At 41.4% G+C, this 18269-nt stretch carries 16 protein-coding genes and 1 pseudogene; 12 read left to right on the forward strand and 5 right to left on the reverse strand.

The features are described from left to right. The 4 genes from CU633_RS22665 to CU633_RS02600 all read left to right on the forward strand — a co-directional run. A partial coding sequence (locus CU633_RS22665; RefSeq protein ID WP_180954832.1) for a hypothetical protein occupies positions 1–290 on the forward strand: 290 nt, incomplete at its 5' end. Between the two features lie 277 nt (positions 291–567). After that, positions 568–1587 (forward strand): fatty acid desaturase, encoded by a 1020-nt coding sequence (locus CU633_RS02590; RefSeq protein WP_101658173.1) that lies wholly within the window; start codon positions 568–570, stop codon positions 1585–1587. A gap of 121 nt (positions 1588–1708) precedes the next feature. Continuing rightward, positions 1709–2845 carry a sensor histidine kinase gene (locus tag CU633_RS02595; protein WP_101658174.1) on the forward strand — a complete coding sequence of 379 codons (1137 nt, stop codon included), beginning with the start codon at positions 1709–1711 and terminating at the stop codon, positions 2843–2845. Then, positions 2842–3441 carry a response regulator transcription factor gene (locus tag CU633_RS02600; protein WP_101658175.1) on the forward strand — a complete coding sequence of 200 codons (600 nt, stop codon included), beginning with the start codon at positions 2842–2844 and terminating at the stop codon, positions 3439–3441. Before CU633_RS02595 ends, CU633_RS02600 begins: the two co-directional genes overlap by 4 nt. A 132-nt stretch (positions 3442–3573) precedes the next feature. Here the strand turns inward: CU633_RS02600 and CU633_RS02605 are convergent, their stop codons facing one another. Further along, positions 3574–3957 carry a carboxymuconolactone decarboxylase family protein gene (locus CU633_RS02605; protein ID WP_180954833.1) on the reverse strand — a complete coding sequence of 128 codons (384 nt, stop codon included), beginning with the start codon at positions 3955–3957 and terminating at the stop codon, positions 3574–3576. A gap of 128 nt (positions 3958–4085) precedes the next feature. On the opposite strand from CU633_RS02605, the gene CU633_RS02610 reads away from it, so the two are divergent. The 3 genes from CU633_RS02610 (at position 4086) to CU633_RS02620 (ending at position 9489) form a co-directional block, all read left to right on the forward strand. Beyond that, positions 4086–4457 (forward strand): MerR family transcriptional regulator, encoded by a 372-nt coding sequence (locus CU633_RS02610; RefSeq protein WP_101658187.1) that lies wholly within the window; start codon positions 4086–4088, stop codon positions 4455–4457. A gap of 199 nt (positions 4458–4656) precedes the next feature. Further along, positions 4657–8076 (forward strand): phosphodiester glycosidase family protein, encoded by a 3420-nt coding sequence (locus CU633_RS02615; protein ID WP_101658176.1) that lies wholly within the window; start codon positions 4657–4659, stop codon positions 8074–8076. A 525-nt stretch (positions 8077–8601) separates the two neighbouring features. Continuing rightward, on the forward strand, positions 8602–9489 hold the full coding sequence (locus CU633_RS02620; protein ID WP_101658177.1) for a DMT family transporter: 888 nt from the start codon (positions 8602–8604) through the stop codon (positions 9487–9489). 54 nt (positions 9490–9543) lie between these two features. On the opposite strand, the gene CU633_RS02625 is transcribed toward CU633_RS02620, so the two are convergent. Then, a complete protein-coding gene (locus CU633_RS02625; RefSeq protein WP_101658178.1) occupies positions 9544–10287 on the reverse strand; it encodes a YqjF family protein in 744 nt (247 codons plus the stop codon). A 317-nt stretch (positions 10288–10604) separates the two neighbouring features. Here CU633_RS02625 and CU633_RS02630 point away from each other — a divergent pair. Beyond that, positions 10605–10865: pseudogene (locus tag CU633_RS02630) on the forward strand (KGG domain-containing protein); the annotation flags it as partial. 75 nt (positions 10866–10940) lie between these two features. On the opposite strand, the gene CU633_RS02635 reads toward CU633_RS02630, so the two are convergent. Together CU633_RS02635 and CU633_RS02640 are read right to left on the reverse strand one after the other, a co-directional pair. Next, a complete protein-coding gene (locus tag CU633_RS02635; RefSeq protein ID WP_374703339.1) occupies positions 10941–11402 on the reverse strand; it encodes a hypothetical protein in 462 nt (153 codons plus the stop codon). 152 nt (positions 11403–11554) lie between these two features. Beyond that, positions 11555–12967 carry a LysM peptidoglycan-binding domain-containing protein gene (locus tag CU633_RS02640; protein WP_101658181.1) on the reverse strand — a complete coding sequence of 471 codons (1413 nt, stop codon included), beginning with the start codon at positions 12965–12967 and terminating at the stop codon, positions 11555–11557. 290 nt (positions 12968–13257) lie between these two features. Between CU633_RS02640 and CU633_RS02645 the strand changes: the two genes are divergently transcribed. From CU633_RS02645 to CU633_RS22670, 3 genes are all read left to right on the forward strand, one after another. Further along, positions 13258–14649 carry an alkaline phosphatase gene (locus CU633_RS02645; protein WP_101658182.1) on the forward strand — a complete coding sequence of 464 codons (1392 nt, stop codon included), beginning with the start codon at positions 13258–13260 and terminating at the stop codon, positions 14647–14649. An 81-nt stretch (positions 14650–14730) separates the two neighbouring features. Next, the gene (locus CU633_RS02650; protein ID WP_101658183.1) at positions 14731–15393 is read left to right on the forward strand and encodes a membrane lipoprotein lipid attachment site-containing protein; all 663 of its coding nucleotides are present in this window, start codon (positions 14731–14733) and stop codon (positions 15391–15393) included. A gap of 457 nt (positions 15394–15850) precedes the next feature. Beyond that, a complete protein-coding gene (locus tag CU633_RS22670; protein ID WP_180954834.1) occupies positions 15851–15997 on the forward strand; it encodes a hypothetical protein in 147 nt (48 codons plus the stop codon). A 76-nt stretch (positions 15998–16073) separates the two neighbouring features. Here CU633_RS22670 and CU633_RS02655 read toward each other — a convergent pair whose 3' ends face one another. Next, entirely contained in the window at positions 16074–16778 is a 705-nt protein-coding gene (locus CU633_RS02655; protein ID WP_101658184.1) for a hypothetical protein, read from the reverse strand. Positions 16779–17139: 361 nt separating this feature from the next. Between CU633_RS02655 and CU633_RS02660 the strand changes: the two genes are divergently transcribed. Continuing rightward, positions 17140–18129 carry a sigma-70 family RNA polymerase sigma factor gene (locus CU633_RS02660; RefSeq protein ID WP_101658185.1) on the forward strand — a complete coding sequence of 330 codons (990 nt, stop codon included), beginning with the start codon at positions 17140–17142 and terminating at the stop codon, positions 18127–18129. Positions 18130–18269 lie beyond the last annotated feature (140 nt).

Here is an 18269-nt window from a genome sequence, read left to right on the forward strand (position 1 = left end):
TTGAGATTTACGAGCGGAACTCGAGATTTACGAGCGGAACTCGAGATTTACGAGCGGAATTTGAGATTTACGAGCGGAACTCGAGATTTACGAGCGGAACTCGAGATTTACGAGCGGAACTTGAGATTTACGAGCGGAATTTAAGATTTACGAGCGGAACTCGAGATTTACGAGCGGAATTTGAGATTTACGAGCGGAACTCGAGATTTACGAGCGGAACTCGAGATGCAGAGCTGAATCCAAATTTGATATGGGTAAACCTCCGATTTCTGCGATTTAATCCAGAGTAGCTTGCCATTGTTTTGTATATAGGTTGGAAAACAAGTGCATCTTTTAATAGAAGATCTACTTTTTGTGATTCCAGAAAAATTACCTGAAATAAGCAAGGTAATAGCAAGAAAAGAAGCCCACGGCTTCAGCCGTGGGTGGTGTCACGTTTTAAAACGACAAGGCATTTCCCTCCTATATGATATTTATCATGCTTTGTACATGACAGTTATGACTGCAAACAAACGATTAAGAACGTTATAATAGGATTTATCTATTATGGAAGGGAAATAACGAAAAATGACAAAACAAAAACAAATGACGTTAAGAAAGCAAGTTGCCCCATATGAGAGATCTAATTTGAAAGATAGTATATGGCAGCTTATCAATACATTTGCCCCTTTTTTTCTGCTATGGTTCCTTGCTTATCAAAGCCTGTCCATTTCTTATTTCCTGTCTTTAGGATTTTCAGTCATTGCCGCGGGATTTTTAGTGCGGATGTTTATTATTTTTCATGACTGTTGTCATCACTCTTTCTTTAAAAACCGCCGTGCTAACAAGATTCTTGGCACGATAACCGGAATTTTAACCTTATTCCCATATAGTCAATGGCAACACGACCATTCTGTCCATCATGCAACAAGCAGCAACCTGGATAAACGCGGTACCGGGGATATATGGGTGCTCACGGTCGATGAATACCTGGAAGCTCCATTTTGGAGCCGTGTAGCTTATCGGTTGTATCGCAATCCATTTGTCATGTTTGGCTTGGGACCAATATATGCCTTTCTTATAAAGAACAGGTTTAACAGAAAAGGCGCGAGGTTGAAAGAGCGCTTGAACACTTATATTACAAATCTTTCCGCACTTGCTTTGGCCGCCCTGCTTTGCTGGACGCTCGGCTGGGAGTCTTTCCTTCTCGTTCAGGGCCCAATTTTCTTTATTTCAGGATCTCTCGGTATCTGGCTTTTTTACGTGCAACATACATTTGAGGATTCTTATTTTGAAGAAGATAAAGACTGGGAGTACGTGAAAGCCGCCGTTGAAGGAAGTTCTTTTTACAAGCTTCCTAAGCTTCTGCAATGGCTGACAGGAAACATTGGGTATCATCATGTCCACCATTTAAGCCCGCGGGTGCCGAACTATAAACTTGAAACGGTACACAATAACACGGCCCCGTTGCAGAATGTGCCCACGATTACGCTGGCAACAAGCTTAAGCTCTTTGAAATTCCGCCTGTGGGACGAGCAAAACAAAAAATTTGTAGGGTTTGGGCGCATCAAGTCGTTATCTAAATTAAAGGGTGCAGAGTCCAATTAATCTAAGGCTGTACAATTTATGTACGAAACGTATATCATGGATAGAAAGGGCTTATAACTTTTCATTTGGATAAGTTAGCAAGCCCTTTTTTAGTACAAATGCCGGAAAAGTGGGTTTAGCAATGAAAAATAAGTATAAGATCTTCCAAAAAAATAATGGCATTTCCCCTTATTTTTGGGCCGTTCTTAGCATATTGCCGTTTTATTTTATTTTCCAATCATCGTCGATGATCGAAATTATTGTTGGAATTTTGTTGACGATTTTATTCTTTATCAGCTTTCGCATTGCTTTTATTTCGCAGGGATGGTCCGTTTATTTATGGTCGTGCATCTTGATCGGCATTTCCGTTTCATCGACTTACCTTTTTAATTATGTCTATTTTGCATTTTACATTGCTTATTTTATCGGCAATATAAAAACGCGCGGGGCTTTTATCGCGATCTACATTATCCATTTAGTCAGCTACACCGTTGCGATAAACTATAAATTTGTCCTGCAGGAGGAATTGTTCTTAAAGCAATTGCCATTTGTCATTATCATTTGGATTAGTGTTATCCTTCTGCCATTTAATCTGTATAATCGAAAACAACGGGGGCAGCTTGAAGAAAAACTCGAAGATGCGAATAAAAGGATCGCCGAACTGGTGAAAATTGAAGAGCGGCAGCGAATTGCCCGTGATCTCCATGATACACTGGGACAAAGGCTCTCACTCATTGGCCTGAAGAGCGATTTGGCGCGAAAATTAATTCATAAAGACCCTGAACAAGCCCGGGATGAATTAAAGGATATTCAACAGACCGCCAGAACGGCGTTGAATGAAGTAAGGAAGATGGTCTCGCAAATGCGCGGTATAAGATTGAAAGAGGAAATCACCCGCGTCAAACAAATACTGAAAGCAGCGCAAATTAATTTTGTATGTGAAGAAGATTTTACGCTCACGGACGTTTCGCTGCTGACTGAGAATATGTTAAGCATGTGTTTGAAAGAAGCTGTCAATAATGTTGTCAAGCATAGCGGCGCTTCTAACTGTTATATCTCGATTGAGCAATCACTGCATGAGATTGTGATCACCGTTCGGGATGATGGAATTGGCAATGTGACCGAAGCAGCCTTTACAAAAGGGTATGGGCTGATTGGGATGAAAGAAAGATTGGAATTTGTTAACGGAAGCCTTGAAATTTTCACACAGGATGGAACAACGTTAATCATAAAGGTACCAAATGTTGTTAAGCAAATTGAAAAGGAGGAGCTTGGATGATTCGAATTGTCATTGCCGAAGATCAGCGCATGGTATTGGGAGCGTTAGGTTCACTGCTTGATTTGGAAGAGGATATGGAAGTAGTCGGCAAGGCCGGTAACGGAAGGGAAGCCCTCACTCTCGTGCAGCAATCCGAACCGGATGTTTGTATTATGGATATTGAAATGCCTGAAATGAGCGGGCTTGAGGCGGCTGAACAGCTAAAAGGAACAGGCGTCAAAGTGATCATACTTACAACATTCGCCCGCACTGGCTATTTCCAACGGGCATTGAAAGCCGGGGTTAGCGCCTATTTATTAAAAGACAGCCCGAGCGAGGAATTGGCGAGCTCAATCCGCAGTGTCATGGCTGGAAGGCGCATTTATGCTCCAGAGCTGATGGATGATGTATACAGTGAAGAAAACCCTCTTACCGAGCGGGAGAAGGAAGTTCTCGAACTTATAGCCGATGGGAAAAATACGAAAGAAATCGCTGATCAGCTCAGCATTAAAGCGGGAACAGTCCGAAACTATATTTCAACGATTCTGGAAAAACTGGAAGTAACGAATCGAATCGAAGCCATTTCGCAGTCAAAAGAAAAGGGCTGGTTTAGATAATAAAATCAGAAAGCTCATCACCTTAAACGGGAATGAGCTCTTTTTTAATTCATTCTTTTAACCTCAATAGCTTTAAGTCACCATCATTTTCTTTTAGCTTCGAAGTAGATGATTTTGCGAAAATTGGAAAACCTAATTTTCGAAATTACGCTCCTCAAAAATTTGTTTTGCGACAAAGATTGCATTGAGCACTCGTGGAAATCCGGTATAAGGAGCACAGTGCATAATCGCTTCTACTATCGCATCTGGCGAAAGGCCAACATTGAGTGCAGCATTGATATGGACACGGAGTTGTGGTTCGCAGCCGCCCTGGGTAGTGAGTGATGCGATTGTAACCAGTTGGCGTTGTTGCAAATCCAGTCCTTCCCGAGAATAAATATCGCCAAAGGCAAATTCAACAACATATTGACCAAGATCAGGAGCAATATCTTTTAGTGATTCTATTACACGTTGTCCCCCTTCCCCGTCTATTTCCATAAGCTTCTGCCAACCACGCTGATAACGTTCATTAATCATTTCTTTTTCCTCCTAATAGTAAAAATCCTGGGCAGAACGGCGCTCCCCTATTTGTCCAGCACCAATTCATGATTAATGCTACACTTTAGAGTGCACTCTAAAGCAATACTTTTGTTATAATGATAGACATGGAAAAATCATTTACGATTCAGCAAGTTTCAATGATCACCGATCTGAGTGGACATACGTTGCGGTATTATGAAAAAATTGGGCTGCTCAATGGAGTAGCGCGGAATGAACATGGATATCGCCAGTTTTCAGAAACTGATATATCGTGGATTCATTTTTTAATCCGTTTGCGAATCACAGGGATGGCAGTTAACGACATGAAGCGTTTTTCCGATTTGCGAAGTCAGGGAGAATCTACAATAACGGCAAGACGAGAATTGTTGGAGATGCATCAAAGAAAAGTTTTGGATGAAATGGAAGAACTGGCGGAAAACCTTGAGAAGATCGAAGAAAAGATCGGGCATTACAAGAAACTGGAGGGACAAAATTAAAGCTGCGGAAAACTATGAGAATATAAAAAAGGCTTCAATCACGTAATTAATTCGGGATTGAAGCCTTTTTTTACTTATGATTGGGTATTATGGACTGTTTTTGTAATAATGAAAATATTTACACGAAATTCATTGCAGATTAAAAAACAGTTGCTAGTTTAATAGAGAAGGATGATCTCATTATACTAGGAGGAGTACTGTGTCTAAACTGCGATTTTTATTCATTTGGTGTCTTGTTATCTCACTAATGGCGGGTACTGTATCACCGACTCTGGCGAAATCAGCTAAAAATGCTGAATGGTCCCCTGTTCTTGACGAGCGTCCTGCGCAGTCTTCAAAACGGGATGAACCGCAAACTGTTATTGAAAACCCGGACAGTGCAACACTTGTAACAAATAAGCATACTGAACGTATCGGAACGGGTGTTGAAATGACAACCTTTGAGCGATTTGATGCCCGCGGCTGGATCAATGGAGAAATGCTGAAAGTAGATTTGGGGAACAAAGCAGTAACCGCAGATCTTCTTCAACCGGGTGTCGTATCAAAAGCTGAGAGATTATCGGAAACAGCGAAGCGCAATGGTGCAATAGCCGGCGTTAATGGTGACTTTTTTGATATTAACGGTACGAAAGCCCCGCTTGGTGCAGAGATTCAAAGTGGAAATCTCGTCAAAGGACCGGAGCCAGGATGGGAGCAGGCAGCTGGTATCAATGCTGACGGAATTGGGCAGCTTGCACAAATTTTCCTCGAAGGTGTCATCACTTTTCATGGGAGCGAGCATCATCTCTCGTCATTCAACCAAAGCAGCATCCCGGCAAATGGCATTGGCTTGTATTCTGCGCATTGGGGAGAAGCTTCCAGAAGCGGAGCAGTAAGCAATAGCGGTTCAGTCCATGAAGTAATTGTTGAAAACGGTAAAGTGGCAGAAAGCCATGATCATATTACGAGCGGCAAAATCGCTGAAAATTCTTTTGTATTGGTAGGCCGCGAATCAGGCGCATCCATCTTAAAGCAGCTACAAGCAGGGGATGAGATATCGGTCAAATATTCTCCAAAGGTTCCAAATGGGAAACCATTCGAATTTGCGATTGGTGGAAATCCGGTTCTTGTTAAAGACGGACAAGTTCAAACCCTGGACGATCAAGTAACCGCTCCCCGTACGGCTGTTGGTTACTCTGCTGATGGTAAACAGATGTATTTAGTAACAGTTGATGGCCGTCAAGCAAGCAGCCGCGGTATGACTCTTCGCGAAATGGGCTCACTTATGAAGGAGTTCGGAGCACATCATGCCCTTAATCTCGACGGCGGCGGTTCCACAACCATGGTGGCACGGACACCCGGCAAAGATCATGCGGAAGTGGTCAATAGTCCTTCCGACGGAACTGAACGGGCGGTACCTAATGGAATTGGCATCTTTACAGAAAAGGGCAATGGCATCTTGACAGGGTTTAAAGTATCGACACAGTCAAACCTGGAAAATTCAAATCGTGTATTCCCTGGATTGACACGGAATTTTTCTGCAGCCGGTTTCGATGATGCTTACGAACCTGTTGTTGAGACCGAGGAAATCAAGTGGAATACCAAACCCGGTTCCATTGGAAAGTTTGAAAAAGACGGGATTTTCCGTACCAAAAAGCCAGGTAAAGCGGATGTAGAAGCTCAAGCCACAGGCGTAAAAGGAACAAGTCCCGTCTATGTGCTAAGTGAACTGGAACGAATAGAAGCAAATATTCCAAGACTTGGGCTTGCGGAAGGGGCGACTGGTCAATTTGCGCTCATTGGATATGATAAGAACGGTTATTCAGCACCTATTGAACCTCAAGACGTTAGCCGGGATTATGACCAATCAATCATCGATATTCAAATGACGGCGGAAGGCACGTTTTCCGTCAGTACAAAGGTTAATGAAGGATCGTCTCTAGTAACACTCACAGTAAATGACAAGAAAGCATATCTTCCAGTCACAGTCGGATTAAAAACAGAGTACGTCTCGAAAATGGAAGATTTGTCAGAGTGGCGCTTTTCCTCCGCCCGCGGCACGGGAACGGTTGAAAAAGGGGAGGGCTTGAGCGGGAGCGGGATCAAAGTTAGATTTGACTTTACGAAATCAACGGGAACGCGGACGGCTAATATTCATCCCATTAAACCGATTATCCTTCCAGGTGAACCGCAATCGATCAGCATGTGGGTCAAAGGTGACGGAAAAGGGGAATGGATGTCATTTACGACACGCGGCGCTGATGGAAGCAATCATTATCTTTACGGCCCTTATGTTACTTGGACAGGATGGAAACAAATTGAAATTCCAGTGCCTGCAGGTGTTTCTTATCCGCTTGAGTTAAGAACGATTGGCGCGATTGAAACAAACAAAGCGAAACAATATACAGGCGAGCTCGTCTATGATGATTTGGCAGTCAAAGTGAGTCCGGCTGTTGAGGTGCCGGTAGTGTCGGAAAAAGAAGATCCGCTTGTGCTGCAAAACACAAATATTGCGGAGGATCGCTGGAAGTTTGCCGTCATGGCTGACAGTCAATTTGTCGGAAAATCACCTGACAGCCAGCAAGTACGGCTCGCCAGGGAAAGTTTAAAGCAAATCGTTAAGGAAAAACCTGAATTTTTAATCATTGGCGGTGACCTCGTTGATACTGCCTATCCTGAAGACTTTGCGCTAGCTAAGCAGATATTGGAAGAAGAAGTCGGCGATCAGCTTCCAATTTACTATGTTCCCGGAAATCATGAAATCATGGGTACCGGCAATTTGGACAATTTTATGCAAACATTTAAAGAAAACAGGTTTTCTTTTAAACACAAAGGTACGCAATTTGTTCTTCTTGATTCATCAACCGGAAGCTTCCGTACCTCGGATTTTGAACAATTAATAGAATTAAAACGAACATTGGAGACAGCAGCAACTGAACCGGAGATTAAGAATCTCGTCGTCTTCGGTCACCATCCAACCCGGGATCCACTGTCAACAAAGAACAGCCAATTAACTGACCGAAAAGAAGCAGAACTGATTGAAACCTGGTTAACGAAATTTAAAGAAGATTCGAATGGAAAAGGGGCTATTTATATATCCGGACACGCCCATAATGTAAATGTAGAGCGAGTGGACGGAGTTCCTTATATGGTTGTTGGTCCTGCCGGAAAAACACCATACGGTCCGGCTGATGAAGGCGGGTTTTATGCATGGACGATGTTTGGCATCGACCCGACACCTGTTCCTTCAAAAGCAAAAGGACCGGAAAAATCGAGTGAACAGAGCCCTATTCATGACACAGAATGGATAAATGCCGAGGTAAATCCACTGCTTGAACGTGTAACAATGGAGGCGCCGGAATCGGTAACAACCGGGGAGACAGCCGAAGTAAAGGCTACCGGACATCAAGCAGGAAGCTTGAATTTTCCGCTCCGGTACCCGGCAAGTGTCAATTGGACCGGAAGCGAAAATGTCTTTATTGGTACAGGTGAAGCCCTGATTAAGGCCAAAGAATCAAAGAAATACATTGCTGTTTTTGACACTGCAACCGGACAACTGACTGGATTGGAAAAAGGCCAGATTATATTAAAGGTAGAAGCAAATGGCGTAATAGCCGAAAAATCGATTACGATTTCCTAATCGAAGGGGGCAGACTCATAAATACTGAGGCTGCCCCCTTTTAAAGTGTATTCCCGTGTTCATAAATTAATTGGCATCAAAAAGATTGTATGAACCAACTCTCCAGATATATCATCAAGTTCGACTGTTTTATCATCAACTTTGCAGATATATCATCAAGTTTGACCGTTTTATCGTCAACTTTCAGATATATCATCAAGTTCGACCGTTTTATCGTCAACTTTGCAGATATATCGTCAAGTTCGGCCAATTTATCATCAACTTTTCAGACATATCGTCAACTTCGCCATTTTTGGGCCTTATCTCTGCCATTTTATTATGCTAACTTATAAAGAGAGAGTAATACATAGTGTAGCTGTATATGCATTTTTATATGATTATTGAAGTATTTTTTAATGGGAAAGATCATGGGATTGAAATGCGTAATGATAGTTGATGGAGGTTTACCAAAAGATTTGATTGCAAATACTGCTGCAATGCCAGCCCTAAGCATAGGGGAAATTGCGTAAAGGGGGGAGCTTAACCATGATCGAACAAATTAAGAGGATACCTAATCCAAAACCTGAGTTGAAAAATAGTTTAATACCAGTTTTATTTGTTCTGTTATGGAGCAGCGGTGCAATATTCGTTGAACTTGGTTTGCATGATTCAACCCCTTTCGCTTTTGTATCACTTCGTTTTGTGTTATCGATGCTGATCATGTGGCTAATTTGTTTATTAATAAAATCTCCCATTCCAAAAAGTTTTGCAGAATGGCGAAATATATTGATTACGGGCTTGTTTTTACAAGCTGGCTACCAGGTCTTTTTCTTTTTGGCGTTAGCGTACGACGTCTCGCCGGGAATCTTATCTATCATACTTGGGGCACAGCCAATTTTAACGGCTATTGCAACCAGGCAAAAAACAAATTTCGGCAAATGGGCAGGGTTAATATTGGGGATAGCTGGCTTGGTTTTAGTTGTCGGTGATAGTATTTTCGCCGGAACCCTTTCAGCCTTTGGAATAAGCAGTGCGCTTCTATCGCTTGCCTCTATTACTACCGGGACCATTTTGCAGAAGCGCGTCACAGTAAGCATGCCCACTAATTTGGCGATTCAATATACAGGAGGATCCGTCGTATTACTCCTGTTAACGCCGATTTTCGAGTCATCGTCCGTCAACTGGACAATCACGTTCTGGCTTGCCCTTGCCTGGATGGTGTTGGTGATCTCAATCGGTGCTTCGATGCTCCTGTTCTATTTGATTCGGATCGGCAATCTCACAAATGTAACAAGTTTACTGTATTGTGTACCGCCAATCACTGCTTTGTTGGATTACTTTATATTTGGGCATATGCTAAGCATCATCGCCATTTTGGGTATGCTGCTGATTATCGCGGGGCTAATTTTGATTAACAGAAAAGGATTAATATAGAGTAAATGTCAACCCTTGTACGTAGATTTTATGCTTAATCAATAATCATTAATTCTAATGTACTTCCAGTTTAAGTGGCCAAAAATAAGCCTCTTTAGATGGAGAATAATGTACCAGCGGTTCTGTATCGAATCTCCATGAAGGTAAAAAAGAAGCCATTGTGTTCGCTTTAATTTCAGCTTTCGCTCTGCTTAATCTCCACTTTAGATGATGTATATCCACTCTGCATAACTTGCTCCCAATGCTCGTCCATGCACAATATCGTTCCGTTAACCAATGATCTAAGCTGCCCTCTTGACTGTAATAGAGGGCCTCAGTCTGCTGTATGATCGCAGAAAATTTTTCCGTTTTTTCCTTAGAAACTATCCGTTTATTTCTAAACTTGAACCCCTTTTCTGTTTTTAAGGAATTGAGCTCTGCTTTTCTATATGGTAATAGATAGCCTGTTTTCGCCAAAAACACGACGATAGGACTTGAAGCATCAAGGTTAAAAAAATAAATCCCCGGTTTCCCGCGATATTTTACATACGTACGTACGTTTAATTCCAGAAATCCTTCGAGAAACGGGAAACGGGGGATCCCTCTAACCTTTAGTTTATTAACCTCAAAGTGGACAATGCCCAGCCAGGCAACCCCATCAAACTCATCAAGCTCAAGTTGTTTTGGTATGTGATCCTTAAGGAGAGATGACGGTATAGCCCAATGATAAAAGAAAACATGATCCCATCTTTGAATCATTAACCATGGACGATCAGGCAGAGGAAAAAGTCGGTGTTTTGTTAATTTTAATTCATCCACATCGTCGGCTCCTTATATGAATTGGTGCACTCACCTGTTATGTTCTTCTTACCCCATTTTCTTTAATAAAATCTTTTATTCTGAAACTATCTGGTTTAGGATTAGTATTCGATTTTTTGGATGTTTTTAAAAAAGTTGCAAAATCTTTTAGAGCGAGAGAGGAAATTTTCCATTATAAATCAATACAAGCACAAATAGGGTACAAGCCCATGAATTGCTCGGAAAATGTTTAGATTATTCAGTTTAATGCTCTATTAAAAGGCTAATAAAAGACTGTAACCATTGTTACAAAATCTAATAAAAGGAGTGGTTTTATCATGGCAAACAATAACGACAACAAAATGAGCAGGGAAGAAGCAGGTCGTATGGGCGGAGAAGCTACTTCAAGGAATCACGACAAAGAATTCTATCAGGAAATTGGCCGAAAAGGCGGGGAAGCTACTTCCGAAAATCATGACAAGGAATTCTACCAGGAGATTGGTCAAAAAGGTGGAGAAGCTACTTCAAAAAATCATGATCGGGACTTTTATGAAGAGATCGGTGAAAAAGGCGGTAAAGCAAGAAATAACCGGAACAACGATTAAGTTTTGAAATAATTAAGGGAGAAAGCCCTCGTGCTTTGAAGCCAGGGCTTTCTCCCTATTATATTGCATTTATGCAGTTTCTAGTTCAATACCTCTCCTGTAAGATTCTGTTGAACGAAAGACAATCGTTTCGAAAACTGGTTCATCAATTTCTGGTGTTATTTTTCTGGCATACACCCATGCATTTTCCTCTATTTTTAAAGCGATTTTCTTCTTTTCCAGCTCACTTTTGCAAGTTTCCAGTTGAAAAGAAAGTTCATCAAGCTCTTTGTCCTCTGCATGGCCGAGTTCATGGGCGAAGACAACCATAAAGTACTCTGTGAATTTATCTAAAGAACCGAAAATCCGTAAACATTGATTTTTAATTTCCTCAATGTACATCGTGATTGTATGTGAACCTAAGTTGTATTTTCCTCCAACAAACCGGTCACCCGGGAAAAAGGCTTCCAACTTTACACTTACATTACTTCGAGATCTTAATAGCAATTCATCAACAATTTTTTCTATTTGTTGTAATTCCACGTTAAGCATTACCCCTAATAAGTAGTTCAGGTTATTATATAGGAAAGAGAAATAAAATAGAAGATTTTTTTATCATATTTTGGTGGATTTTCGCTATAAAATAAAATCTTCATTAATAAGTTTGCAGTTTGCCTTGTTTTAAAGGGTGGCGGTGAGTATTCCTACCGCAATTTCCGGATCGTAAAGTTGTCTTCGAGAAGCAGCCAATTTTGCGGGAATGGATAGCCGAGTACCCAGTAGCTGATTCCGGCCAAGCGGTAGTCTTTGACTGTGTCAAATTTGGCCTGGGCGCTGCGGGCATCCTCAAACCAGACTTCATGGCCGCGTCCCTGGGCATCGGTGTAGCGGAAAAACGGTGACTGCGCGACCGGGTCATATTGAATCGCAGCTCCGTATTGAATCGCCCGGCGTACGGCTTCCTGCGGGCTGAATGTTTCCGCTTCTTGTCCCTGGACATGGGGGAGAACCCAGTCGCGCGCGTAAATTTGGAAGCCAAAGAAAATCTTGTTTCTTGGAATGACAGTGACAGCATAATCAAGAACCCGCCTTATTTGGTTGAGCGGCGAAATCGCCTGTGGCGGCCCCAACCTGTAGCCCCATTCATATGTCATCAATATCACGAAATCAACGATTCTGCCATGTGCAGGGTAATCATGGGCTTCATATAACAAGCCTTTTTGCTCCCCGCTCGTTTTTGGTGCAACTGCTGTCGAAACAAAGTATCCTTCAGGATGCAGACGGTCAACCGTACGCTGCAAAAATTGATTGTACAACTCACGGTCAGCTGGATAAACATTTTCAAAATCAACATTTAGTCCCCTGTACCCTTTTTCTCTCATTATATTTAGAATATTGGTTAATAACCGGTCCTGGATCTCTGTGTTGGCAAGGATGGTATGCGCAAGACGGGACCCCGGATCTGTCGCCGTGAAGTTGGTGATACAGAGCATCGGAACAACCCGCTCTGCCACAGCAGCTTGAATAATCGGTGTGTCATTGATGGCATCCAACCCGCCGTCTTCCCGCATTCTATAAGCAAAAGGCGTCCAATAAGTTAAATATCGGCCTACCTCGCGAACTTCCCTGGCTCCTCTTTCTCCTGTATTGATCGTATAAGCGTTGACGTCAATGACAGGCTTTCTAAAAGGGATGGTTAAAACAGTTCCAGGGAATATCGCATTTGGATCTTGAATTTGATTTGCCCTGATGATCTCTTGAACCGTCGTCCCATATCGCTGTGCAATTTGCCATAAGGTTTCTCCGCGTTGGACAGTATGTGTTCTTGCCGGTATGACTAACACCATTCCCGGGCTGATTCGTGAGGGATCACTAATCCGGTTTGTCTGGACAATCGCCTGAACCGTCGTTCCGTATCTTTGCGCGATCATCCACAATGTCTCACCGGACCTGACCACATGCGACCGGTAAGCAACAGGAATCACAAGAGCGAGCCCGACCACCAATCTGTCCGGATTTTCCAACTGGTTTGCTGATACAATTTGACTAATCGCGACACCATATCGCCGGGAAATCGCCCACAATGTTTCCCCCCGTTGTACCACATGAATTACCATCAGCTTTCCCCCCTTAAAATAGATCTCTCTTACCCACTATATTCCTGGAGATAGGATAATATAATATATTGAGTCGCTGCCGGCGAAAACTTTCTATAAAAAAGAGTAAAGCCGGTAGGCTGAAACCGCTGATAAAATTAGAGTTAATCTTCCAATCGTTTTCGAAATATATGTCATTAAGTTTTAATGCATTTTTAACACAAATTTACGTTATCTTAAATAATGATTAACACAATTGCAGTATAGTGATTACTGTTGGTTTTATTAATTTAATTAGGGGGGTTTTATAATTGTTTAAAGGCAAATTCACAAAAAAGATTCTCCCGATTGCTGTTCTTTCTACAGTGGCAATTGGAAGCTTAATCGGAACAGTTTCTCATACAGATGTACAAGCTGATGGAAATTATAACAGGGCAAAAGCCAAAAACGTTATTTTCTTGATCGGGGACGGGATGGGAGTATCTTATACTTCTGCTCACCGCTATTTAAAAGATGATCCTAATACACCTGTTGCCGAAAAAACAGAATTTGATAAATACCTTGTAGGACAGCAAATGACTTATCCTGAAGACCCATCCCAAAACGTAACCGACTCCGCTTCAGCAGCAACTGCGATGTCAGCCGGTGTCAAAACTTACAATGCGGCGATTGCAGTAGATAACGACAAATCTGAAGTGAAAACAGTGCTGGAGGCAGCAAAAGAAAGTGGCAAGGCAACAGGTCTTGTTGCTACGTCCGAAATTACCCATGCAACACCAGCATCATTCGGTGCTCACGATGAACACCGCAAAAATATGAATGCTATTGCCGACGACTATTATAATGAATTAATTAATGGGAAACATAAAATTGATGTTCTCCTTGGGGGCGGCACTTCAAACTTTGTACGGCCTGACCGTAATCTGAGTGAAGAATTCAAAAAAGACGGCTTCAGCTATGTTACCAACAAAGCTCAGCTTTTAGCCGATAAAAACCAACAGATTCTGGGACTATTTGCTCCTGGCGGCCTTCCAAAAATGATTGACCGCACAGAGGAAATACCATCACTTGAAGATATGACAAAATCAGCAATCGATCGCTTAAGCAAAGATAAAGACGGTTTCTTCTTAATGATTGAAGGAAGCCAGATTGACTGGGCAGGGCATGACAATGATATCGTTAGTGCCATGAGTGAAATGGAAGACTTTGAAAGAGCTTATAAAGCAGCAATTGAATTTGCGAAAAAGGACAAGAACACTCTGGTTGTGGCAACTGCTGACCACTCAACCGGCGGATACTCCATTGGTGCTGACGGAATTTATAACTGGTTCGGCGAGCCGATCAGAGCGGCAAAAAGAACACCTGACTTCATGGCGGCTGAAATCGCTAAAGGTGCCGATGTCGAGCAAACATTAAAAACTTATATCGACCAAAATCTGTTAGCATTAACTCCTGAAGAAATTCAATCTGTAAAAGATGCTGCAGCGACCAAAAAGGTAACACCTATTGACGACGCCATCGAAAAAATCTTTAACAAACGTTCTCATACAGGCTGGACAACTGGCGGGCATACTGGTGAAGACGTGCCGGTTTATGCATTTGGTCCATACAAAGAGCGTTTTGCAGGGCAAGTCGATAACACAGACCATGCAAAAATTATCTTTGACATTTTAGGAAATAAACAGAAACGTCACGATGATTAAGTCGAATACGATAAAAAAAGTCCCGTTGCTTTAAAAAGCAGCGGGTGCTTTTCTTAATAGTGAAATATGAGGGGGATTCCATTGAAAAAATTGTTCTTCGTCCTTATTTTATTATTCTCTCTTACTGGCTGCGCTCCAGAAAACAATACAGAAAATCAAGCTCCTGACAACAAGGCAGATAAAAGTGAACAAACCGAAAAATCCGCCCCAAAAACAAACAAGGATGTCTACGTTCCCAATCCGCAAGTAACGGATGACATTAATCTTGTAACAGTAGGGGAAACAGTAACAGACGCAAAAGGAGAGCTTACGTTAAAAGCTTATAATCACGTGAATGAGACTGTTAAAGTTGGCCCTGTTGAAATGGTCATTAAAGATATAAAAGTGCTGCACCTCGTTCCCGATTACAGCATGATCGATTTTTTCCATGCTTATACCCATGAAGAAGAGTTTGATTTTGTAAAGGTTGCCGTCGAAGTGAAAAATACATCCAATGACACAGTAAAATTTACTCCGATTGCTGCTCTTGAAATGAACAGCGGGGAACACAAAACATGGGAAGACGATATTTACCTCGAAGCATTAACCGGTGAGATTGAAGGTAACGGGGTCAAGAAAGGAAATATGGGTTTCATTCTTGAAGACACCAATGATATTCAATCGGTTGAACTGTTAACAAGCGATGCCGTGGATAAATCCGACAAGATTATCGAAAAAGGGAAAAATATCAAATTTGATCTATGATCTGCAAAAAAAGCTGTCTGAAACAGGCAGCTTTTTGGAATATATAGGAAGAATAATCGTTTCGCTTAATTAAATCGCATTTTCGCTTAATTCTCGATTTTTTCGCTTAATTCCTAAGGAGTTTCGCTTAATTCCCTCCATTTTCCGCTTAAATAATTTTATAAGATATCTCAGCTAGTGATTTTTTGGAAATAAATAGATTTAATTGTAATTATTTAGGATATTAAAATTACTTAACCGACTGAATTTGATCATATTTCTTCTCGAGAGGGCGATTTTTTTAAATAAGAAGATAAAATATTCATATATCTTAGAATTTACAACTCATTTTTATTTCTGTCAACGATCCATTCGTTTCCTTGTGCCAAATTCAAAAGCTTTAAAAGTCCTAAAATGACGTTTAGAATTAGCGAAATATGGAACTCTAAGGGTAAGACTACTTAAGGAGGAACTGTTGATGGATGATAAAAAAAGTAAAATAAAATATGATGATCAGGGAAATGTGATTGCAAATAGACCAAATGCAAAGGAGGCGGAGCTTGACACGAAACAGGGGATAATGGAAGAAAAAAACCCTGATGACTTTGACATTTATGAATCTTAAATAGCAAAAAGAGTTGGTTCGTTAAAAAAGAGGACGACAGTTCAAATACTGCGTCCTCTTTGCATGCAAGCCAATGTCATGATTGCTTCGTAATTTTAGACGGATTATTAATTTTGTAACGAATATCTTTGTTCAGTTTTTTATCGACGATCTTCGCATTAAACGTAATAGCGTCACCGATTTCCAGCTCTGATTTCTTCAAGGTATTACTGTAGCCGCACCATGCCTCACCAATCTCCAATGGGTTAACTCCAACGATTTTAACCTGCTCCAATATCAAAATCTCATCTTCGCTCTCAGTAAAGTGGTTGTATTTGGTGGAGAACTCTTTTACGACCGCTTCAAATGACACTTTGTCAGCTGGCAGATCCAACACTTCTTTTTGCTTTTTTTCCTTGGACTCTTTTTTGTTGTTAGCTTTTTTGGTGTTGCTTTGTTGCGCAGCCCCTGAAACAGGAACCTCTTCGGCGGCGGGTTCTGCTGCTGAATTGAATACAGAATCCTTTCCAAAAGAAGGGCTTTGCATTTCTTTTAAATAAGCGGGATGGACGCAATGCAGGGCACCATTGGTAAATGAGACGATCGCAGTCTCATGAGATCCATTGGTTTCATACCCTTCAATGATCACCTTGTATGTCTTGTTTTCTCGTTTGTATACAAACTCATGCTTGGCTGATTTAGCGGAAGCCGAGATAAGGCCCCAAGCTTTCGTCTTGGAGATATATTCATCTTCACTGTTGAATAAAGTGAAATCGCCCTTGGGCGGGATCGTGGTAAACATACATGACTCCTCCGTTATTCTTTTGCTTCAATTGTACTAGAAAATTCGGGAAAGAAAAATACTGCGCGGAAACACGAATTATGAGAGCTGTAACATTATTGCCGATACACGATCTTCTTTCGGGGATATACTGGCTCCAACTGTAACAAATGCGGTTGACTCTGGATAATTAGCTAATAGTTAAAGCAGAAATGATAAAATCATGACATAGCGCTTCATTTTAGAATCCATATCAACATCGATATTCGATTGATGTACAACTGGCAGCTCTTTGTTTAGTGCAATTTTATTACCCGAAAATTTTTAAGTGATGACCGTTTTCACTCTATATCAACGTCTATATTAATGAGGAGGTGAACAGGTGGACCATTCAGACCAGGCACTTGTAAAAATGTCTGCGCGAGGCAACTATGAGGCCTACGCAGAATTGGTAAACCGCTATTCAAATTTGGTTTATTCCATAGCCTTAAATAAGATAAGGGACTTTCAGCATTCAGAGGATATCTCCCAGGAGGTATTCGTCAAAGCGTGGTCAAAGATTCAGGATATGAACGAAGGAGAGAAATTCTCGGCGTGGATCTCTGCCATCACGAGAAATCAATGTATCGATTGGTTAAGAAAAAATTCCAAGGAAGAAGTAGCTTTTGCAGAAAATTATCATGAAGTCTCAATGGAGTTCATTAAGCAACATGAAATGAAGATCACAATATGGGATGCTCTTAATCGGCTGGATGAAAAATATCGTCTGATTACTATTATGCACTTTATAACCGGATTCAAAGCGAAGGAAATTGGTGAGCACCTAAATTTATCCCTGAGCGCTGTGGAGAGCCGGCTAAGAAGGGCAAAAGAAAAACTTAAAGAGGAGTTGTTCGATGTTATGGCTGAAACATTTAGCGAGCATAAAGTAGGTAAAGAGTTTGAGGAAGAAGTGATGTGGAGAATTATCCCGAGAATTGCGACAATCGAAATACCTGTATCTGACGTAAAAAAGTCGATAGATTGGTACAGCAAAATATTGGGGACGAAAGTTATTTCTCAAGATGAACACACGGCTATGCTGCGGCTTCAAGGCGGTAACAGAGTAGGAGTTCCAACTCTTTATCTTGTGCAAACCGATGATTCCAGCCGTTTATCATTTAAGAACACGAATACAAACATCACTCATAGCATTATTGATTTTTACATTCAGGACCTTAACAGGTTCCATACTTTCTTATCAGAGCAGGGAGTAACCGTAACAGGTATTAACTATATTCCTGGAATGCCGGGCTTCGGTGGTTTTGGTTTCAACGATCCTGATGGTAATTTGCTATCTGCTTGTAATGTAACCTTTTCCGGCCAGGAGTGAGTAATGTCTTGAGGTATTTTATATATCATATTCAAATGAGCTGCCCTGGCAGCTCATTTTTTTTCATATAAAAAGGGTTTAATTAGGGGCTGCTGAATAAACAAAAAAGCCAGGAATGACAAGGGTTTCGCAACTCTTTT

It is taken from the genome of Bacillus sp. V3-13, from assembly GCF_002860165.1.
In the GTDB taxonomy this organism is placed as follows: Bacteria; Bacillota; Bacilli; order Bacillales; family Cytobacillaceae; genus Bacillus_BJ.